The organism is Microvirgula aerodenitrificans DSM 15089, from assembly GCF_000620105.1.
GTDB lineage: Bacteria > Pseudomonadota > Gammaproteobacteria > Burkholderiales > Aquaspirillaceae > Microvirgula > Microvirgula aerodenitrificans.
Genome location: NZ_JHVK01000002.1, coordinates 169,808 through 190,472 on the forward strand (window position 1 = coordinate 169,808; position 20,665 = coordinate 190,472).

Sequence of the window (20,665 nt, forward strand, 5' to 3'; positions counted from 1 at the left end):
CGATATGGCAGGCCGACGCAAAAACGCCCGCGGGAGCGATCCCGCGGGCGTCTGTCGGTTGCTGGCAGCGCTTACATGCCGCCCAGCGACTGGCGCATGGCTTCCAGGCAGGCGGCGTACAGGCCGTTCGGCAGCACGCCGAGGACCAGCAGGGCCAGGCCGTTCAGGCCGAGCACCAGTTTCATGTCGCCACCGATGGTGAGCTTGTCGCCACTGCTGGTGTCGGTCGCGTCGTCAAAGTAGACCACCTTGACCACCCGCAGGTAGTAGAACGCACCGATCAGCGACATCATCACGCCGACCACGGCCAGCCACAGCAGACCGGCGTCGACGGCAGCCTTCAGCACCGCAAACTTGGCGTAGAAGCCGACCATCGGCGGAATGCCGGCCATCGAGAACATGGCAAACAGCACCAGCAGCGCGTACCAGGCATTCTTCTGGTTCAGACCCTTGAGGTCATCCATGGTTTCGCATTCGAAACCAGCCCGCGACAGCGCCACCAGGATGCCGAAGCTGGCCAGCGCGGTCAGCATGTAGGTGATCGCGTAGAACAGCGCGGCGGTGTAGCCGGACGGGCTGGCCGCCAGGATGCCGATCAGCAGGAAGCCCATGTGCGAGATGGTCGAGTAGGCCAGCATGCGCTTGATGTTGGTCTGCATGATCGCGGCCAGGTTGCCGAGTACCAGCGAGGCCACGGCCAGGATGACCAGCATCGGCTGCCATGCCACCGCTGCCGGCGCCAGGGCCTGGGCCAGGAAGCGGAAGGTGAACACGAAGGCCGCCAGCTTCGGCGCGGAGCCGATCAGCACGGTGACCGCCGTCGGCGCCCCCTGGTACACGTCCGGCACCCACATGTGGAACGGCACGGCGCCGAGCTTGAACGCGAGGCCGGCAATGATGAACACCAGACCGAAGCTGACCAGGGTGGTATTTGCCTGACCGGCGCCGATGGCGTGCGCCACGTCACTGATCTGCAGCGAACCGGTTGCGCCGTACACCATCGAGATGCCGTACAGCAGCAGGCCGGACGCCAGCGCGCCAAGCACGAAATACTTCATCGCCGCTTCGGTGGCCGGAATCGATTCGCGCGACATGGCGATCATGGCGTACAGCGACAGCGACAGCAGCTCCAGACCGATGTACAGGGTCAGGAAGTGGCTGGCCGACACCATGACGAACATGCCCAGCAGCGAGAACAGCCCGAGGGTAAACAGTTCGCCCTTCAGGAAGCCGCGGTCATGCGCATACTGCCGCGCATAGACGAAGGTGGCACCCACGGCGACCAGCAGCCCCAGCTTGGACAGGCTCGACACCGGGTCGGCAATGTACATGCCGCTGAAGGTCAGCACCGGGTACGGGACCCAGGACGCGACCACGGCGACGGCGGTGCCGATCAGGGTCAGCATCGACAGTGCATAGGTGACGCCGCGGCGTTCGCTCTTCACGAACAGGTCGATGATGAGGATCGCCAGCGCCGCGCACAGCAGCACGATCTCCGGCAAGGCCGGCATCAGATTCAAATCAGCCCAACTCATTTGATGTGTTTCCTTGTTGCGGGTTGGCGACTTACATCAGCTTGCTCTGAGCCACGTGGCTCAGAAGATCGTTGACGCTGGTGTGCATCACCTCCACGAACATCTGCGGATAGAGGCCCATGCCGAGCACCGCGATGGCCAGCACCGCCAGGATCAGGAACTCGCGCTTGTTCACGTCTTTCAGCTCGGCCACCTTTTCGTTGGCAACGTCACCGAAGATCACCCGCTTGTACATCCACAGCGTGTAGGCAGCGCCGAAGATCAGCGTGGTGCCGGCGAAGAACGCGAACCAGAAGTTGACCTGCACCGCGCCCATGATGACCATGAACTCGCCGACGAAGCCCGACGTGGCCGGCAGGCCGGCGTTGGCCATCGCAAACAGCAGCGCGAACGCGGCATAGATCGGCATCTTGTTGGCCACACCGCCGTAGTCGGCGATATTGCGGCTGTGCAGGCGGTCGTACAGCACGCCGATGCTCATGAACATGGCGGCGGACACGAAGCCGTGCGAGATCATCTGCACCAGCGCGCCTTCGACTGCCCACTGGTTCAGCTGGCCGTCAGGCGTGAACATGAAGAAGCCCAGGGTGACGAAGCCCATGTGCGCGATCGACGAATACGCGACCAGTTTCTTCATGTCGGTCTGCACCAGCGCCACCAGGCCGATATACACCACCGCAATCAGCGACAGCACAATCATCAGCCACTGCAGTTCGCGCGCGGCATCCGGCACGATCGGCAGCAGGAAACGCAGGAAGCCGTAGGCGCCGAGCTTCAGCGTGATGGCGGCCAGCACCATCGAACCGCCGGTCGGGGCTTCCACGTGCGCGTCCGGCAGCCAGGTGTGCACCGGGAACATCGGCACCTTGACCGCGAACGAGAAGAAGAAGGCCACGAACAGCAGGATCTGCGCCGTCATCGACAGCGGCACCATGTGGAACTTCAGGATCTCGAAGCTCCCCTGGGCCTGGAAGTACAGGTAGATGAACGACACCAGCATCAGCAGCGAGCCGAGCAGCGTGTACAGGAAGAACTTGATCGACGCATACACGCGACGCGGTCCGCCCCATACGCCGATCACCAGGTACATCGGGATCAGCATCGCTTCGAAGAACACGTAGAACAGCACGGCGTCCAGTGCGGCGAACGCACCGTTGATCAGCCCGGACATGATCAGGAAGGCGGCGAAGTACTGCGCGACGCGCTTCTCGACCACCTGCCAGCCGGCCAGCACCACCAGTACGGTAGTGAAGCTGTTCAGGATGACCAGCCACATCGAGATGCCGTCGACACCCAGATGGTAGTTGATGTTAAGACTGGCGAACCACGGGGTGAACTCCTCGAATTGCATGCCGCCATGCAGCGGCGTGAAATCGAAGTACAGCGGCAACGACAATGCGAAGCCAGCCAGTGCACCGACCAGCGCGATGACTCGCGCCAGCGATGCGTTCCGGTCCCCTCCGGTAGCCAAAGTCAGCAACCCGGCCACGATCGGGACCCAGATCACCAGACTGAGCAGATTCTCACTCATTTTCGAACCTAGCTTTTCTTTCTAAATCGTCTACAGGTCTTAGAAGCCGACCACGAATAGGGTGAGCAGCACCAGCACGCCGATGACCATGGCGGTGGCGTAGCTGTAGATGAAGCCCGTCTGCACCTTGCGTACCACCGCGGCCAGCGAACCGACCACGCGGGCCGAGCCGTTGACGATCAGTCCGTCAATCAGGGTCTGATCGCCGATCTTCCAGAAGCCGGTACCGAGCAGGCGCGAGCCCTTGGCGAATACGGCAAAGTACAGATCGTCCATGTAGTACTTGTTGTCCAGCAGGGTGTAGATCGGGCTGGCGGCTTTGCGGATCGCGGCGGGAATCTGCGGCGCGACCATGTAGAACACGTAGGCAGTTGCCACCCCGGCGATGGCCAGCCACAGCGGCAGCGTCGACAGGGCATGCATGCTCATCGCCGCCGCGCCATGGAACTCTTCGGCGATGACGGACATCGCAGGGTGGAGTTCGGCGTTGACGAAGATGGCCTGCTTGAAGAAGTCGCCATACAGCATCGGTTCGATGGTGAAGTAGCCGATCAGCAGCGACGGGATCGCCAGCAGCACCAGCGGCAGCGTCACGACCCACGGGCTTTCATGCGGCTTGTCGTTCGGGCCCAGACCGTGGTGATGCTCGCCGTGGTCGTCGCCATGATGGTCATGGTGGCCCTTCTGCATCCAGCGTTCCTTGCCATGGAAGACCAGGAAGTACAGGCGGAAGCTGTAGAACGCGGTGACGAACACGCCGGCGATGACGGCGAAGTACGCGAACTGCGCGCCCGGCAGCGTCGAGGCATGCACGGCCTCGATAATCGAGTCCTTCGAGTAGAAGCCGGAGAAGAACGGGGTGCCGATCAGCGCCAGCGAACCGATCAGGCTGGTGATCCAGGTAATCGGCATGTACTTGCGCAGGCCACCCATGTTGCGCATGTCCTGATCATGGTGCATGCCGATGATCACGCTGCCGGCGGCCAGGAACAGCAGCGCCTTGAAGAACGCGTGCGTCATCAGGTGGAACACGGCGACGTTGTAGGCCGAGGCGCCGAGCGCGACGGTCATGTAGCCGAGTTGCGACAGCGTCGAGTAGGCGACGACACGCTTGATGTCGTTCTGCACGATGCCGAGGAAGCCCATGAACAGCGCCGTGATCGAGCCGATGACCAGCACGAAGGACAGCGCGGTATCAGACAGTTCGAACAGCGGGCTCATGCGGGCGACCATGAAGATGCCGGCCGTCACCATGGTGGCGGCGTGGATCAGCGCCGAGATCGGCGTCGGACCTTCCATCGAGTCAGGCAGCCACACATGCAGCGGGAACTGGGCCGATTTGCCCATCGCGCCGATGAACAGCAGGATGCAGGTCACGGTCATCAGCGACCAGTCGGTGCCAGGGATCAGCTGGATGGTCGCGTCCTTCAGTACCGGCGCGTTGGCAAACACTTCGGTGTAGTTCAGCGAACCGCCGAAGTAGTACAGCACCATGCCGATGCCGAGCGCGAAGCCGAAGTCACCGACCCGGTTGACCAGGAAGGCCTTCAGGTTGGCGAAGATCGCGGTCGGACGCTTGAACCAGAAGCCGATCAGCAGGTAGGACACCAGGCCCACCGCTTCCCAGCCGAAGAACAGCTGGACGAAGTTGTTGCTCATCACCAGCATCAGCATCGAGAAGGTGAACAGCGAGATATAGCTGAAGAAGCGGTTGTAGCCGGGGTCTTCCGCCATGTAGCCGATGGTGTAGATGTGCACCATCAGCGACACCGAGGTCACCACGACCATCATCATCGCCGTCAGCGAGTCGATCAGGAAGCCGACCGAATAGGTATGGCCGGCAACGGTCAGCCAGGTGTAGACGTCACCGTTGAACGGTTGCGCGCCGTTCAGGATGCCGCTCAGAACGCTGATCGAACCGACGCACGACACGGCCACCCCGAGGATGGTCACCATGTGTGCGGCGCGCCGACTGATCGCCCAGCCGAACAGGCCGGCAATCGCGGAACCCGCGAGAGGCGCCAGCGCGATCAGCAGATAGAGGCTTTTCATGTCCATTTTTTTGTCTCTATTCCCTGTGTGCTTAGCCCTTCAGGCTGCCCAAGTCTTCAACGTTGATCGTGTTCAGGTTGCGGAACAGCACAACCAGAATCGCCAGACCGATCGCGGATTCCGCCGCGGCCACGGTCAGGATGAAGAACACGAAGATCTGCCCTGCCGTATCACCGAGGTAATGCGAGAAGGCGATGAAGTTGAAGTTGACCGCGAGCAGCATGAGTTCGATCGCCATCAGCAGCACGATCACGTTCTTGCGGTTCAGAAAGATGCCGAGCACGCTTACCGCAAACAGAACCGCGGCCAGCACGAGGAAGTGCGTCAGTGTGAGCATGTGTTTTTCCTCCCTTTCGCGCCTTAGGCGTTGTTGTCGGTTGTCGGCGCGTCTTCGGCGTCGTCGCGCTTTACGGCCGCCATCTTGACGAGGCGGACGCGGTCATCGCGTTTGACCACTACCTGGGTAGCCGGATCGACCCACTTGGTTTCCTTGCGCTGGCGCTGGGTCAGCGCAATCGCGGCAACGATACCGACCAGCAGCAGCACGGCGGCCAGCTCGAACGGATACAGGTAGGTGGTGTACAGCTGCAGGCCGATGTCGCGGACGTTGCTGTAGTCGGCAGCCAGCGGCGCCGGCGCTTCGAGTCCGAGCTGGGCATTCGGGCCGCCGAGCACGTAGACCATCTCGGCGATCAGCACGACGGCCACCACCAGCGCGAACGGCAGATGCTTCCAGAACCCTTCACGCAGCTTGTCGAAGTTGATGTCGAGCATCATGACCACGAACAGGAACAGCACCATCACTGCGCCGACATAGACCAGCACCAGCGCGATGGCCAGGAACTCGGACTGCAGCAGCAGCCAGTGGCCGGCGGACACGAAGAAGGCGAGCACGAGGTTGAGCGCCGCGTGCACCGGGTTTTTCGAGGTAATGACCCTCACCCCGGCGAACAGCAGCAGCGCGGACAGCGCGTAGAACAGAATCAGCTGGAACGACATGCTTTCCCCTTAGCGGTATTTCGCGTCGAGTTCGCGGTTCTTGGCGATCTCGGCCTCGTAGCGGTCGCCGACGGCGAGCAGCATCGGCTTGGTGTAGTAGAGGTCGCCGCGCTTTTCGCCATGGTATTCGAGGATGTGCGTCTCGACGATGGAGTCCACCGGACAAGATTCCTCGCAGAAGCCACAGAAAATGCACTTGGTCAGGTCGATCTCGTAGCGGGTGGTACGGCGCGTGTTGTCCTCGCGCTTTTCCGACTCGATATTGATCGCCATCGCCGGGCAGACGGCTTCGCACAGCTTGCAGGCAATGCAGCGCTCCTCACCGTTCGGGTAGCGACGCAGCGCGTGCAGGCCGCGGAAACGCGGGCTGATCGGGGTCTTTTCTTCCGGGTACTGCACGGTGATCTTGCGGGAGAAGAAGTGGCGGCCGGTAACCGCCAGCCCCTTCACCAGTTCCGTCAGCAGGAAGGTCTTGAAAAAGTTCTTGATCATGGTCTTTTCTCCCGCCTCAGTTCCAGATGGACAGCGGGCTCATCATCCACACACCCACCAACACCAGCCACACCAGGGTCACCGGGATGAACACTTTCCAGCCCAGACGCATGATCTGGTCATAGCGATAGCGCGGGAAGGTGGCGCGGAACCACAGGAAGCAGAACAGGATGAATGCGATCTTTAGCACCAGCCAGTGGAAACCGCCAGCGCCCAGGAACGGAACCGATGCCGGGAACGGCGACAGCCAGCCGCCGAGGAACATCAGCGAGGTCAGCATCGCGATCAGGATCATGTTCGCGTATTCGGCCAGGAAGAACACCGCGAAGGCCATGCCCGAGTATTCGACGTGGAAGCCGGCAACGATTTCCGATTCGCCTTCCGCAACGTCGAACGGCGCGCGGTTGGTTTCGGCCACACCCGAGACCAGGTAGACCACGAACATCGGGAACAGCGGCACCCAGTTCCACGACAGCAGCGAACCGCCTGCCATGCCGTGGCCCTGCTGGGTAACGATGTCGACCAGGTTCAGCGAGCCGGTCACCATCAGCACGCACACCAGGGCAAAGCCCATGGCGATTTCATACGACACGATCTGCGCCGCGGAGCGCATGGCGCCGAGGAATGCATACTTCGAGTTCGAGGCCCAGCCGGCCACGATCACGCCGTACACGCCGATCGACGTGATGGCCATGATGTACAGCAGGCTGGCGTCGATATTGGCCAGCACCAGTTCCGGCGAGAACGGGATCACCGCCCAGGCGGCCAGTGCCGGTCCGATCGACAGCAGCGGACCGAGGATGAACAGGCCCTTGTTGGCCTTGGTCGGGAAAATGATTTCCTTGGTCAGCAGCTTCAGCGCATCGGCGATCGGCTGCAGCACACCCTTGATGCCGACGCGGTTCGGGCCGATCCGCAGCTGCATGTAGCCGATGACCTTGCGCTCGGCGAGCGTCAGGTAGGCCACGCAGCCCATCAGCGGCAACACGATGACCACGATCTTCAACAGCGTCCAGGCGGCCAGGCCGAGGTCCTGACCGAGCAGGCTTTGCAGGAGTTCCACGGCTTACCCTCGCTTCAGTTCAATGGTGTCGAAGAAACCGCCGAGCGCGGCCGTTTCCGCCAGCGCGGCCGCCAGGCGGACCACGCCGGGCGGGACGCCGGCATCGGCCTCGATCGTCACCCGGGCTTCGCCACCCTGCTGGACCGCCAGCGCTTGCGCGCCGTGTTCCAGACCGAGTTGCGCCAGCGTGTCCGGATGGACGCGGGCCAGGGCGGCTTCGCGCGCTTCGCGGGTCTGCTGCAGGCTCGGGGCGCGGCGGACCAGCGCATCGGTCGCATACAGCGGCACGTCGGCCAGGCGTTCCAGCCCCGCCGCTGCCGGCACGGCCAGCGACACGGCAACGCCGTTCACGCCATTGTTCAGGCGGGCGGCGAGGTCGCCGGCGACTTCGAGCGCTTCGACGCGAACGTCTTCGGCCGTCTCGTAGTCGAAGCCGGCAGCACCGAGCAGATTGCCCAGCACGCGCAGCACCTTCCAGGCCGGACGGGTTTCGCCCAGCGGACGCACCACGCCGTTGAAGGTCTGCAGGCGGCCTTCCATATTGATGAAGCTGCCGGCGGTTTCGCTGAACGGCGCGATCGGCAGCAGCACGTCGGCGTATTCGAGCAGTTCCGGCGTCCTGAACGCGGTCAGGGCGGCAACCATCTTCGCATTGGCCACGGCGGCGCGCGCCTGGCGGGCGTTCGCGGTGTCAAAGTCGAGTTCGGTATTCAGCAGCACATAGGCCTGACGCGGCTCGGACAGCATCACACCGGCATGACTGCCACCCGTTGCCGGGCGGCAGACCAGTTCGGCGCCGACCGAGTTGGCAGCCTGGCCGAGCACACCGGCGGTGGCGCCGCTCAGGCGGGCGATGTCGTTGGCCAGCGCCAGCAGTTCGGCGAAGCGCGGATGATGTTCGGCCTGGGCACCCAGCAGCACGGCGGCATCGCCTTCGGCGGCGATCAGGCTGGCGGCAATGGCGCGGGCATCGTCATCGGCTTCGATATTGCGCACGTCAACCGTCGGCGAGGCATCTTTGGCTTCGGCCACGGCACGCAGCACGCGGGCCAGCGTGTCGACCAGCGCCGACGGCTTGACCACGGTCTTGACCCGGGTGTCGCACAGCAGCGCGTCGTCGGCCAGCGCAACCACATTCAGTTGCGTGCCCTTCTTCACCGCCTGGCGCAGGCGGGCAGCGATCAGCGGCTGCTCCTTGCGCAGATTCGAGCCGATCAGCAGCGCAGATTTGAGCGTGCTCAAACTGGCGACGCTGCGGCCGAGCCACAATGCGCCCTGCTGTTTGCCATCGGCACGGAAGTCGGCGCGGCGGCCACGGGTATCGACGTTGCCGGTCCCGAGCGCACTGGCCAGTTTTTTGACCAGCAGCAATTCTTCCAGCGTCGAATGGTTCGAGGCCAGGAAACCGATGGCGTCGGCGCCGTCGCGGGCGACGATGTCCTTCAGCGCATGCGACACGTAGTCGAGTGCGCCTGCCCAGTCGGTCTCAAGCCATTTGCCATCCTGCTTGACCATCGGACGGGTCAGGCGGTCGGCGCCATTCAGGGCTTCGTACGAGTAGCGGTCGCGGTCAGCGAGCCAGCACTCGTTCAGTTCTTCGTTTTCCAGCGGCAGGACGCGCTTGACCTCATGGCTCTTGACCTGAACGATCAGGTTGCTGCCGAGGCCGTCGTGCGGGCTGACCGAACGGCGACGCGACAGTTCCCACGGCCGGGCGCTGTAGCGGAACGGCCTCGAGGTCAGGGCGCCGACCGGGCACAGGTCGATCACGTTGCCGGAGATTTCCGAGTCCACGGTCTTGCCGAGGAACGGCAGGATTTCCGAGTGCTCGCCACGGTTGGCCATGCCGATTTCCTGCAGGCCGCCGATTTCCTCGGTGAAGCGGACGCAGCGCGTGCAATGGATGCAGCGGCTCATTTCTTCGGCCGAGACCAGCGGACCCATGTCCTTGCCTGCGACGCTGCGCTTCTCTTCCTGATAGCGCGACGCGCCGGCACCGTAGCCGACCGCCAGATCCTGCAACTGGCACTCGCCGCCCTGGTCACAGATCGGGCAGTCGAGCGGGTGGTTGATCAGCAGGAATTCCATCACGCCCTTCTGTGCCTTGGTGGCCAGATCGGAATGCGTGAACACCTTCATGCCGTCGGTCACCGGGGTGGCACAGGCCGGCAGCGGCTTCGGCGCCTTTTCCACTTCGACCAGGCACATGCGGCAGTTCGCAGCGATCGACAGCTTCTTGTGGTAGCAGAAGTGCGGGATGTAGGTGCCGACGGAGTGGGCGGCTTCCATCACGGTGCTGCCTTGCGGCACCGTCAGTTTCTTACCGTCAATTTCGATTTCAAGCATCGCTCAACACCATTTGTGATTCACCAGCGGCTTCTTGTGTTCGATCAGGTACTCGAACTCATTGCGGAAGTGCTTGGTGAAACTGCGAACAGGGAACACGGCGGCATCGGCCAGCGCACAGATGGTGCGACCTGCCATGTTGTTGCCGACCGAATCGAGCAATTCAAGATCGCCCGGACGGCCTTCGCCGTTGGCGATGCGATGAATCACGCGGTAGAGCCAGCCGGTGCCTTCACGGCACGGTGTGCACTGGCCGCACGATTCCTCGTGGTAGAAATAGGCCAGACGCTCGAGCGCCCGGACCATGCACACGTCCTCGTTCATGACGATGACCGCGCCGGAACCGAGCATCGATCCCGCCTTGGCGATCGCGTCGTAGTCCATCGTGCAGTTCATCATGATCTCGGCCGGCAGCACCGGAGCGGACGAACCACCCGGGATCACCGCCTTGAGCTTCTTGCCATCGCGCATGCCGCCGGCCATTTCCAGCAGTTCGGCGAACGGCGTGCCGAGCGGGACTTCGTAGTTGCCGGGGCGGTTGACGTGGCCGGATACCGAGAACAGCTTGGTGCCACCGTTGTTCGGCTTGCCCTTGTCGAGGAAGTTCTGCCCGCCGTCGCGCATGATGAACGGCACCGACGCGAACGATTCGGTGTTGTTGATCGTGGTCGGCTTGCCGTACAGGCCGAAGCTGGCCGGGAACGGCGGCTTGAAGCGCGGCTGGCCCTTCTTGCCTTCCAGCGATTCGAGCAGCGCGGTTTCCTCGCCACAGATGTAGGCGCCGTAACCGTGGTGACCGAACAGGTCGAAGCAGAAATCGGAACCGTTGATGTTGTCGCCGAGCAGGCCGGCCGCGCGGGCCTGGTCCAGTGCGGCTTCAAAGCGCAGGTAATCCTCGAACACTTCGCCGTGGATGTAGTTGTACGCGCGTTTCACGCCCATCGCATAACCGGCGATGATCATGCCCTCGATCAGCGCATGCGGATTGAAGCGCAGGATGTCGCGGTCCTTGAACGTGCCCGGTTCGCCCTCGTCAGTGTTGCAGACCAGGTACTTGTCGCCCGGGAACGAGCGCGGCATGAACGACCACTTGAGGCCGGTCGGGAAACCTGCGCCGCCACGGCCGCGCAGGTTGGATCCCTTGACCTCGGCGATCACGTCTTCCTGCGGGATCTTGCTGTCGAGGATCTTCTTCAGCGCGACATAGCCGCCGCGCTGCAGATACGCGTCGAGCGTCCAGCAGTTCGGATCCGAGGTGTCCACGCCGTCGAAAATGACGCCGGAAGTGTAGACGGCCATTATTCGAACTCCGCCAGTTTCTTGTCGATGGCTTCACGATTCATGAAGCTGCACATCTTGTGGTTGTTCACCAGCATGACCGGTGCGTCGCCACAGGCGCCCATGCACTCCCCTTCCACCAGCGTGAACTTGCCGTCGGCGGTGGTCTCACCATAACCGATACCGAGCTTGTGCTTCAGGTAGTCGCCGGTGTCCACACCACCCGACAGCGCACAGGGCAGGTTGGTGCACACGGTCAGCTTGTACTTGCCGACCGGCTTGAGGTCATACATGTTGTAGAACGTTGCGACTTCGTAGGCGGCGACCGCCGGGATGCCGAGGTAATCGGCAACGAACTCGATCAGTTCGGTGGTCAGCGCGCGCTCCGCCGGCGTGCTGCCGGTGGCGTGACGCTCGGTCTGCGCGATGCGCAGCGCCGACATGACGGCCGAACGGGCCTGGTCGGCCGGGTATTTGGCGACCTCGCGGTCGATCTGCTTGAGGGCTTCTGGCGACAACATCAGCGGTCAATCTCCCCGAATACGATGTCCTGCGTGCCGATGATCGACACCACGTCGGCCAGCATGTGGCCGGTGGACATTTCGTCCATGCCGGCGAGATGCGCATAGCCGGGGGCGCGGATCTTCAGACGATAGGGTTTGTTTGCGCCGTCGGAAACGAGATAGATGCCGAACTCGCCCTTCGGGTGCTCGATGCCGCAGTAGGCTTCGCCTTCCGGCACGTGCATCCCTTCGGAGAAGAGCTTGAAGTGGTGAATCAGCTCTTCCATGTTGGTCTTCATCGACTCGCGCGACGGCGGCGCAACCTTGTGGTCGTCGGTGATGACCGGGCCCGGATTCTTGCGCAGCCAGTCGACGCACTGCTTGATGATGCGGTTCGACTGACGGAATTCTTCGATACGGACCAGGTAGCGGTCGTAGCAGTCGCCGTTGACGCCGATCGGGATGTCGAAATCCATGCGATCGTAGACTTCGTACGGCTGCTTCTTGCGCACGTCCCAGGCGATGCCCGAGCCACGCAGCATCGGACCGGTAAAGCCCAGTGCCAGTGCACGCTCCGGCGATACCACGCCGATGCCGACCGTACGCTGCTTCCAGATCCGGTTGTCGGTCAGCAGCGTTTCATATTCGTCGACACAGGCCGGGAAGCGGCGGGTGAAATCGTCGATGAAGTCGAGCAGGCTGCCCTGACGATTTTCGTTCAGGCGTGCCAGTTCGCGATCATTCTTAAGCTTGGAGAAAGTGTACTGCGGCATCGTGTCCGGCAGGTCGCGATAAACGCCGCCCGGACGGTAGTACGCCGCGTGCATCCGCGCGCCGCTGACGGCTTCGTAGCAGTCCATCAGGTCTTCGCGTTCGCGGAACGCGTACAGGAACAGCGTCATCGCGCCAATGTCGAGCGCGTGGGCGCCGATCCACAGCAGATGGTTCAGGATGCGCGTGATTTCGTCGAACATCACCCGGATGTACTGGGCGCGCAGCGGCACCTCGACCCCGATGAGTTTTTCGATCGCCATCACATAGGCGTGCTCGTTGCACATCATCGACACATAGTCGAGACGGTCCATGTACGGCACGCTCTGGATGAAGGTCTTCTGTTCGGCCAGCTTCTCGGTGCCGCGATGCAGAAGCCCGATGTGCGGGTCGGCACGCATGACGACTTCGCCGTCGAGTTCGAGCACCAGCCGCAGCACGCCGTGAGCGGCCGGGTGTTGCGGACCGAAGTTCAGCGTGTAGTTACGGATTTCAGCCACCGTAGTTCTCCTCGCGGATGATGCGCGGCGTGATTTCACGCGGCTCGATGGTCACAGGCTGGTAGATGACGCGGCCTTCGGTCGGGTCGTAGCGCATTTCCACATGCCCGGAAACCGGGAAGTCCTTGCGGAACGGGTGGCCGACGAAACCGTAGTCGGTCAGGATGCGGCGCAGGTCCGGGTGACCGTCAAAGACGATGCCGAACAGGTCGAACGCTTCGCGCTCGAACCAGTTGAGGCCCGGCCAGATGTCGACCAGCGACGGCACGACCGGGAAACTGTCGTCTTCAGCGAAGAAGCGCACGCGAACGCGCAGATTGTGCGCGACGGACAGCAGGTGGAGCACGACCGCGAAACGGGCGCCGTCGTAGGCGCCGTCCTTGTAGGTGCTGTAATCCATCCCGCACAGGTCGATGCACTGTTCGAAACCGGCTTCGTCGCGCAGCAGGCGACAGGATTCGACGATGGAGGAGGCTTTGCAGACGAGCGTCAGCTCGCCGAGGGCAGTGGTCGCCGACACAAGCCGGTCGCCAAGAAGCGATTCGGTCTGCGCCTTCAACGCGTCCAGGTACGATGCCATGGGCGTTTACCTTTTAACGGGCGATGGTACAGGTACGTTTGATCTTGCTTTGCAGCTGAATGATGCCGTAGAGCAAGGCTTCGGCCGTCGGCGGACAGCCGGGCACGTAAACATCCACGGGAACGATGCGATCGCAACCGCGTACCACCGAGTACGAGTAATGGTAGTAGCCGCCGCCATTGGCACAGGAACCCATGGAGAGTACCCAGCGCGGCTCGGCCATCTGGTCGTACACCTTGCGCAGGGCCGGAGCCATCTTGTTGCACAGGGTGCCGGCGACGATCATCAGGTCGCTCTGGCGGGGACTGGGCCGGAAGATGATGCCGAAACGGTCAAGGTCGTAGCGCGCCGCGCCGGCCTGCATCATTTCCACAGCACAGCACGCCAGGCCGAACGTCATCGGCCACAGAGAGCCGGTGCGGGTCCAGTTGATGACCTTGTCGGCCGACGTGGTGATGAAGCCCTTTTCCAGTACGCCTTCTATTCCCATTCCAGCGCTCCTTTTTTCCACTCGTAGATAAAACCGACCACGAGAATCGCGAGGAACACCAGCATGGCGACAAAGCCGAACATGCCGATTTCCCGCAGCACGACGGCCCACGGGAACAGGAAAGCAATTTCGAGATCGAACAGAATGAAAAGAATGGCCACGAGGTAGTAGCGGACATCGAACTTCATGCGGGCGTCTTCAAACGCCTCGAAGCCGCACTCGTAAGGAGAGTTTTTTTCCGGGTCAGGACGGCTGGGAGAGATCAGCTTGCCCAGAAGCATTGCAACGACACCCACCACGACGCCAATAATGACGAACATGAGGATGGGAAAGTAGTTCTCCAACATTTCCCGTGTTACCCCCAAAAAAAAGGGAGCCTGGCTCCCTTTATTTGCACACCGGTCAATCCGGCTTTGATTTTTGGTGCCGACAGTGAGACTCGAACTCACACAGCCTATGGCCACTACCCCCTCAAGATAGCGTGTCTACCAATTCCACCATGTCGGCATCAGAAAAACTTGTCAGTCCGGAATTTTTCCGTTCTGCACAGGATTCTGATTGTTTGTCGCGCCAGCCGGAGCAGTCGACGGCGCAACAGTCTGTTCAATCGGTTTGGCCATCACACCGAGGTCTTGCTGCTTGCTGCCGCTCGACAGCAGCACAAGGGCCAAACACGTCGCAAAAAAGATCGTCGAAAGGACGGCGGTCGTGCGACTGAGGAAGTTCGCAGAACCGGTCGCACCGAACAGGCTGCCGGAAGCCCCACTCCCGAAAGCTGCACCCATGTCCGCGCCCTTGCCGTGCTGCATCAAAACCAGCACGATTACCGCGAAGGCCGAGATGAGATTAACGATCCAAATCAGCGTCTTAAGAATTTCCATATTCTATCTATTCAGCTGCCGCATGACAAATATTTTTGCACTGCAGCGGATCCAGAAATGCCCCGCCAACCAATGCACCATCTACTTGCGGCAGCGTGAAAATTTCCACGACGTTATCAGCCTTGACTGACCCGCCGTAAAGGAGCGTGATGTTACACGAACCCCCGACGATGTCAAAGAGTTTCCGCCGTATTGCCTCATGCATTTCCGCCACCTGGGCGACCGTTGCGACCTGTCCGGTACCGATCGCCCAGACCGGTTCGTACGCGACCAGAACCGACTCGCGACCACGCAGTGCATCAGCCACTTCATCCAGTTGCGCAAGCACGGTTTCGACCGGATGACCGGCCTGGCGATCCGCCAGTGACTCACCGACACAATACACCGGAAGCATGCCCGCATCGTAACAGCACAACAGTTTTTGTGTCAGTGTCGTAGCCGACTCGGCAAAGTACTGCCGCCGTTCGGAATGGCCGACCAGCACATAGCGGCAGCCGACATCGGCCAGCATCGCGGCGGACGTTTCGCCGGTGAAGGCCCCGTCGTTCGCGAAACGGCTGACATCCTGTGCCGCCAGCCCCATGTTGCGGCCGGCCAGCAGGGCGCCGACCTGCCCCAGATAGGCTGCCGGCACCGCGACCGCCACGTTGACTGCGTCGCATGCCGGGTCGGCCAGAAGTTCGGACAGCAACGCCGCATTCTTCGCCAGACGGCCATTCATCTTCCAGTTCCCGATCACGAGTTTGGTCATCGTTGCGATCTCTCCTGCATCAAAGGCAAATTCAGTAAACCGCGCATTATATAGATGAGTCCCTCCCTGCTTGCAAAGAGTGCGCCGGGGCGACGGCGGCATTCCACATTGCACATGACGACAAAGTTGTAATATTTCTGAAAAGGCCACCGCCTACCATGCGTTTCACCTCAACCTGGTTCTCCACGGGAGCTCAACCGATGAAACTGACGATTCGCCTGGCCGCATCAGCCGCCCTTGCCAGCAGCTTCGCCACCGCCTACGCCGCCGACATCACTGGCGCCGGCGCCACCTTCCCCTACCCGCTGTACGCGAAATGGGCTGAAGCCTACAAGGCCAAGACCGGCAACGCGATGAACTACCAGTCGATCGGCTCCGGTGGCGGCATCAAGCAGATCAAGTCGAAGACGGTCGATTTCGGCGCCTCCGACATGCCGCTGAAGCCCGAAGAACTGGAAAAGGAAGGCCTGACCCAGTTCCCGACCGTGGTCGGCGGTGTGGTGCCGGTCTTCAACGTGCCGGGCGTCGCCGCCGGCCAGATCAAGTTTACCGGCCCGCTGCTGGCCGACATCTACCTGGGCAAGGTCAAGAAGTGGAATGACCCGGCCATTCGCCAGTTGAACCCGAGCGTGAAGCTGCCGGACCAGGTGATCACCGTGGTACGTCGCTCTGACGGCTCCGGCACCACTTTCGTCTGGACCAACTACCTGTCCAAGGTCTCCAGCGAGTGGAAGCAGAAGGTCGGCGAAAACACCGCCGTCAACTGGCCGATCGGTGTGGGTGGCAAGGGTAACGAAGGTGTTGCCAACTATGTGACCCGCATCAAGGGTGGCATTGGCTACGTCGAATACGCGTATGCGAAGCAGAACAAGATTTCCTACGGCGCGCTGAAGAACAAGGACGCTCACTTCGTCGTTCCGAGCGAAGACAGCTTCAAGGCGGCCGCCGCCAACGCCACCTGGAGCCCGAAGGACGGCTTCTACCAGATCCTGACCGAACAGCCGGGCAAGGGTTCGTGGCCGATCACCAGCGCCACTTTCATCCTGATGCACAAGAAGGCCGACAAGCCGACCCAGTCGGTCGAAGCGCTGAAGTTCTTCGACTGGGCCTATGGCAACGGCGGCAAGATCGCGCTGGATCTCGACTACATCCCGCTGCCGGACAATGTCCAGAAGATGATCCGCGACAGCTGGAAGAGCCACATTACTGACGCTGCCGGCAAGCCGGTCTGGAAGTAAGCGCCGGACGCGGCGCAGCCCGATGACACATCGTCATGCGCCGCGTTGAGCCGCCTGGGCCGGGGAGGTATGCTTCCCGGCTTTTTCGCTGCACTGTTCTGCCGATTGCAACACCCCGCGCCCGTCGCGGAGCCGGTTCCGCCCTGTTGCCTCGGCCCGCGGGCCCTGTGCGGCTTCCGTCCAACCTGATGACAGGCTCTTTGAGAACCCTATGGACCTCAGCCAATTCGAACGCCAGCTGGCCACCCAACGGCGGCTGGATCTGGTCTTCCGCACCGCCACCCGATTTTTCGCCTTTCTGGTCCTGGCCCTGCTGCTCGGCATTCTGCTGTCGCTGGTCATCGGCGCCATGCCGTCGATCGACAAGTTCGGCCTCGGCTTTCTGACCAGCCGCACCTGGGACCCGGTCAACGAGGAGTTCGGCGCACTGGTGCCGATTTTTGGCACGCTGGTCACCTCCTCCATCGCCCTGCTGATCGGCGTACCGGTCAGTTTCGGCATCGCCCTGTTCCTGACCGAGCTGTGCCCGGCTGCATTCAAGCGCCCGCTCGGCATCGCCATCGAACTGCTGGCCGGCATTCCGTCGATCATCTACGGCATGTGGGGCCTGTTCGTGTTCGCCCCGTTCTTCGCCGAGCACATCCAGCCCTGGATGCTGGACCATCTCGGCCCGATCCCGATCATCGGTGCGCTGTTCCAGGGACCGCCGATGGGTATCGGCATTTTCACCGCCGGCCTGATCCTCGGCATCATGGTGATCCCGTTTATCGCCTCGGTCATGCGTGACGTGTTCGAGGTGGTGCCCCCCATGCTGAAGGAATCGGCCTACGGCCTCGGCGCCACCACCTGGGAAGTCGTCCGCTACGTCGTGCTGCCGTATACCAAGACCGGTGTCATTGGCGGCATCATGCTCGGCCTCGGCCGCGCGCTCGGCGAGACCATGGCGGTGACTTTCGTCATCGGCAATGCGTACCAGATCTCCCCGGCCCTGTTCGAAGCCAGCAACTCGATTGCCTCGGCGCTGGCCAACGAATTCGCCGAAGCCGATGGCGAGCTCTACCTGTCCTCGCTGATTGAACTCGGTCTGATCCTGTTCTTCATCACTTTCGTCGTGCTCGGTTGCTCGAAACTGCTGTTGCTGAAGCTCAAGCAGTCCGAAGGCAAGCAAAGCTGATCCGGAGCGATATCCCATGAACAAAGCGCTCTATCAACGTCGCCGCCTGCTGAACCTGTTCAATCTGGCCATGTCGATGGCGACCGTCGCCTTCGGCCTGTTCTGGCTGGCCTGGATTCTCTACACGCTGCTGTCGCACGGGCTGGCCGGCATCACGCTGGACACCTTCACCAAGGTCACGCCGCCACCGGGTTCGACCGGCGGCCTGGCCAACGCCATCTACGGCAGCCTGCTGATGACTTTCTTCGGCACGCTGATCGGCACGCCGATCGGCATTCTGGCCGGGGTCTATCTGGCCGAATTCGGCACCCGTGGCTGGCTGGCTCCGGCGACGCGCTTCATCAATGACATTCTGCTGTCGGCACCGTCCATCGTCATCGGCCTGTTCATCTACGAGGTGTACGTCGTCAGTGTCGGCCACTTCTCGGGCTGGGCCGGCTCGCTGGCGCTGGCGCTGCTGGTGATCCCGGTTGTGGTCCGCACCACCGAGAACATGCTGCGTCTGGTGCCGAACAGCCTGCGCGAGGCGGCAGCGGCACTGGGTGCCCCGCAGTGGAAGATCATCATGCAGGTCACGCTGCGCGCGTCGAAGACCGGGGTGCTGACCGGCATTCTGCTGGCGATTGCCCGCATCTCCGGCGAAACCGCTCCGCTGCTGTTCACCGCGCTGAACAACCAGTTCTGGAATTCGAACATGAATGCGCCGATGGCCAACCTGCCGATCGTGATCTTCCAGTTCGCCATGAGCCCGTACGAGGACTGGCACACGCTGGCCTGGGCCGGCGCGCTGCTGATCACCTTCAGCGTCCTCGCCCTCAACATCGTCGCCCGCGTACTCGGCAGCAAGAACGCATTGAAATAAGGCCCCGAAATACCATGATCGACAGCAATACCATCAAGCTCCAGGTCAAGGACCTGAACTTCTACTACGGTGCCTTCCACGCGCTGAAGCATATCGACATGACCATCCCCGAGGGCAAGGTCACTGCGTTCATCGGCCCGTCCGGCTGCGGCAAGTCGACCCTGCTGCGCACTTTCAACCGCATGTTCGAGCTGTATCCCGGCCTGCGCGCCGAAGGGGAAATCCTGCTCGACGGCAAGAACCTGCTGGCCAGCGATATCGACGTGAACCTGCTGCGCGCCAAGGTCGGCATGGTGTTCCAGAAGCCGACTCCGTTCCCGATGTCGATCTACGACAATGTGGCCTTCGGCGTGAAGCTGTACGAGCGGATGAACAAGAGCGAGCTGGACGAACGGGTCGAATGGGCGCTGCGCAAGGCGGCCATCTGGGAAGAGGTGAAGGACAAGCTGAACCAGTCCGGCAACTCGCTGTCCGGCGGCCAGCAGCAGCGGCTGTGCATCGCCCGCGCGGTCGCCTCGAAGCCGGAAGTGCTGCTGCTCGACGAACCGACCTCGGCGCTCGACCCGATCTCGACTGCGCAGATCGAGGAACTGGTGCACGAGCTGAAAGAGAACTACACCATCGCCATCGTCACCCACAACATGCAGCAGGCGGCCCGGGTGTCGGACTACACGGCCTATATGTATCTCGGCGAGCTGATCGAGTTCGGCCACACCGATTCGATCTTCACCACGCCGAAGCAGAAGGCGACCGAAGACTACATTACCGGCAAGTTCGGCTGACGACCCGCGGCTTCGCACTCCAGCCGGCCCCGCAGGCCGGTTTTTTCATGCCTGTGAGGACCTCTCTTGCAACACAGGGGCCGCGCCGTTATCCGCCACCTGACACCATGGCATACCCTGCCCGCTACGGGTATGGCCAAAGAGGTGCAGCCTGGTGGCCGGCATTCTGAAACGCAAGGATTTTGCACGATGGCAGGCAGGAGAAGGCTTTTCTGACTCGGCTTTATGCAAGGCAGTCGCGGAAATGGAAAATGGCCTGATTGATGCAGACCTCGGCGGTTGACTGTTCAAAAAGCGCGTTGCGCGTGCCGGAGGAGGAAAGCGCGGAGGCTATCGCCCCCTGCTGTCGGCAAGGATCGGCTCGCGTTACGTGTTCCTGCGCGGGTTCCCGAAAAATGCCACGGCAAACATCACGTCGGGTGAGAAAAAAGCCCTGCAGTTCGCAGGCAAGACATTCCTGGCGCTGCCTGCGGCCGCGTTGTCCACGGCATTGCAGGCAGGCGTTTTGCTGGAGGTGCATTGTGACAAGCAAGATCATTGAATCACTGCGCAGCGATCTGGAAGCGCTGCACGCAGCGGGCGCAATCAGCAAGGTGACAATGCGCGAGTTCGACACGATCTGTCCCTCCCCGGTGAAGGCGTTCAGCGCCAGCGACATCAGGCATCTGCGCGAGGTGCTGAAATTCAGCCAGCCAGTGTTCGCACATCACCTGCACACCTCGACATCGACCGTCCGCAAGTGGGAGCAAGGTGAGACCCGGCCGGCCGGGCCGGCGCTCAAACTGCTCAACATCATCGCCAGCAAGGGTCTCAAGGCCATTCCCTGATCGCAATGGC

At 62.0% G+C, this 20,665-nt stretch carries 21 protein-coding genes, 1 tRNA gene and 1 pseudogene; 6 read left to right on the forward strand and 17 right to left on the reverse strand.

Translation table 11 applies throughout. From position 1 onward, the window contains the following. Positions 1-71: 71 nt before the first annotated feature. The 17 genes from nuoN to tpiA form a co-directional block, all read right to left on the reverse strand. Positions 72-1,535, reverse strand: coding sequence for an NADH-quinone oxidoreductase subunit NuoN (gene nuoN / locus Q352_RS0102625; protein WP_028498000.1), 1,464 nt, complete (start codon positions 1,533-1,535; stop codon positions 72-74). Positions 1,536-1,566: 31 nt separating this feature from the next. After that, positions 1,567-3,066 (reverse strand): NADH-quinone oxidoreductase subunit M, encoded by a 1,500-nt coding sequence (locus Q352_RS0102630; RefSeq protein ID WP_028498001.1) that lies wholly within the window; start codon positions 3,064-3,066, stop codon positions 1,567-1,569. Between the two features lie 39 nt (positions 3,067-3,105). Further along, positions 3,106-5,124: an NADH-quinone oxidoreductase subunit L gene (nuoL, locus tag Q352_RS0102635; protein ID WP_028498002.1), complete on the reverse strand. Its 2,019-nt coding sequence runs from the start codon at positions 5,122-5,124 to the stop codon at positions 3,106-3,108. Positions 5,125-5,149: 25 nt separating this feature from the next. Further along, entirely contained in the window at positions 5,150-5,455 is a 306-nt protein-coding gene (gene nuoK / locus Q352_RS0102640; RefSeq protein ID WP_028498003.1) for an NADH-quinone oxidoreductase subunit NuoK, read from the reverse strand. A gap of 23 nt (positions 5,456-5,478) precedes the next feature. Continuing rightward, positions 5,479-6,117 carry an NADH-quinone oxidoreductase subunit J gene (locus tag Q352_RS0102645; protein WP_028498004.1) on the reverse strand — a complete coding sequence of 213 codons (639 nt, stop codon included), beginning with the start codon at positions 6,115-6,117 and terminating at the stop codon, positions 5,479-5,481. Between the two features lie 9 nt (positions 6,118-6,126). Continuing rightward, entirely contained in the window at positions 6,127-6,606 is a 480-nt protein-coding gene (gene nuoI / locus Q352_RS0102650; RefSeq protein ID WP_199489725.1) for an NADH-quinone oxidoreductase subunit NuoI, read from the reverse strand. Positions 6,607-6,625: 19 nt separating this feature from the next. After that, on the reverse strand, positions 6,626-7,672 hold the full coding sequence (gene nuoH, locus Q352_RS0102655) for an NADH-quinone oxidoreductase subunit NuoH (protein WP_051528632.1): 1,047 nt from the start codon (positions 7,670-7,672) through the stop codon (positions 6,626-6,628). Between the two features lie 3 nt (positions 7,673-7,675). Further along, positions 7,676-10,018 carry an NADH-quinone oxidoreductase subunit NuoG gene (gene nuoG / locus Q352_RS0102660; protein ID WP_028498007.1) on the reverse strand — a complete coding sequence of 781 codons (2,343 nt, stop codon included), beginning with the start codon at positions 10,016-10,018 and terminating at the stop codon, positions 7,676-7,678. 3 nt (positions 10,019-10,021) lie between these two features. Further along, positions 10,022-11,317, reverse strand: a complete 1,296-nt coding sequence (gene nuoF / locus Q352_RS0102665; protein ID WP_028498008.1) for an NADH-quinone oxidoreductase subunit NuoF — start codon at positions 11,315-11,317, stop codon at positions 10,022-10,024. Then, positions 11,317-11,817 (reverse strand): NADH-quinone oxidoreductase subunit NuoE, encoded by a 501-nt coding sequence (gene nuoE / locus Q352_RS0102670; RefSeq protein WP_028498009.1) that lies wholly within the window; start codon positions 11,815-11,817, stop codon positions 11,317-11,319. The genes nuoF and nuoE overlap by 1 nt, the downstream gene beginning before the upstream one ends. Continuing rightward, complete coding sequence (locus Q352_RS0102675) at positions 11,817-13,070, reverse strand: NADH-quinone oxidoreductase subunit D (protein ID WP_028498010.1); 1,254 nt, start codon at positions 13,068-13,070, stop codon at positions 11,817-11,819. Before Q352_RS0102675 ends, nuoE begins: the two co-directional genes overlap by 1 nt. Next, positions 13,063-13,650 carry an NADH-quinone oxidoreductase subunit C gene (locus Q352_RS0102680; protein WP_028498011.1) on the reverse strand — a complete coding sequence of 196 codons (588 nt, stop codon included), beginning with the start codon at positions 13,648-13,650 and terminating at the stop codon, positions 13,063-13,065. Before Q352_RS0102680 ends, Q352_RS0102675 begins: the two co-directional genes overlap by 8 nt. A gap of 13 nt (positions 13,651-13,663) precedes the next feature. Beyond that, complete coding sequence (locus Q352_RS0102685; RefSeq protein WP_028498012.1) at positions 13,664-14,140, reverse strand: NuoB/complex I 20 kDa subunit family protein; 477 nt, start codon at positions 14,138-14,140, stop codon at positions 13,664-13,666. Next, complete coding sequence (locus Q352_RS0102690; protein WP_028498013.1) at positions 14,131-14,487, reverse strand: NADH-quinone oxidoreductase subunit A; 357 nt, start codon at positions 14,485-14,487, stop codon at positions 14,131-14,133. The genes Q352_RS0102685 and Q352_RS0102690 overlap by 10 nt, the downstream gene beginning before the upstream one ends. Positions 14,488-14,561: 74 nt before the next feature. Then, positions 14,562-14,647 (reverse strand) — tRNA-Leu (locus tag Q352_RS0102695). 14 nt (positions 14,648-14,661) lie between these two features. Next, on the reverse strand, positions 14,662-15,021 hold the full coding sequence (gene secG, locus Q352_RS0102700; protein WP_028498014.1) for a preprotein translocase subunit SecG: 360 nt from the start codon (positions 15,019-15,021) through the stop codon (positions 14,662-14,664). Between the two features lie 7 nt (positions 15,022-15,028). Beyond that, positions 15,029-15,772 carry a triose-phosphate isomerase gene (gene tpiA, locus Q352_RS0102705; RefSeq protein WP_028498015.1) on the reverse strand — a complete coding sequence of 248 codons (744 nt, stop codon included), beginning with the start codon at positions 15,770-15,772 and terminating at the stop codon, positions 15,029-15,031. Positions 15,773-15,972: 200 nt separating this feature from the next. Here tpiA and pstS point away from each other — a divergent pair, with 200 nt between their 5' ends. From pstS to Q352_RS0102730, 6 genes and pseudogenes are all read left to right on the forward strand, one after another. After that, the gene (gene pstS / locus Q352_RS0102710; RefSeq protein ID WP_028498016.1) at positions 15,973-17,010 is read left to right on the forward strand and encodes a phosphate ABC transporter substrate-binding protein PstS; all 1,038 of its coding nucleotides are present in this window, start codon (positions 15,973-15,975) and stop codon (positions 17,008-17,010) included. 211 nt (positions 17,011-17,221) lie between these two features. Then, on the forward strand, positions 17,222-18,184 hold the full coding sequence (pstC, locus tag Q352_RS0102715; protein ID WP_028498017.1) for a phosphate ABC transporter permease subunit PstC: 963 nt from the start codon (positions 17,222-17,224) through the stop codon (positions 18,182-18,184). A gap of 16 nt (positions 18,185-18,200) precedes the next feature. Then, a complete protein-coding gene (gene pstA, locus Q352_RS19545) occupies positions 18,201-19,046 on the forward strand; it encodes a phosphate ABC transporter permease PstA (RefSeq protein WP_036385077.1) in 846 nt (281 codons plus the stop codon). A 14-nt stretch (positions 19,047-19,060) separates the two neighbouring features. Beyond that, positions 19,061-19,828 (forward strand): phosphate ABC transporter ATP-binding protein PstB, encoded by a 768-nt coding sequence (gene pstB / locus Q352_RS0102725; protein WP_028498018.1) that lies wholly within the window; start codon positions 19,061-19,063, stop codon positions 19,826-19,828. Positions 19,829-19,982: 154 nt separating this feature from the next. Continuing rightward, positions 19,983-20,369 (forward strand): annotated as a pseudogene (locus tag Q352_RS22615) (type II toxin-antitoxin system RelE/ParE family toxin). Then, positions 20,350-20,655: a helix-turn-helix domain-containing protein gene (locus tag Q352_RS0102730; protein ID WP_028498019.1), complete on the forward strand. Its 306-nt coding sequence runs from the start codon at positions 20,350-20,352 to the stop codon at positions 20,653-20,655. The pseudogene Q352_RS22615 and the gene Q352_RS0102730 overlap by 20 nt, the downstream one beginning before the upstream one ends. Positions 20,656-20,665: the final 10 nt, after the last annotated feature.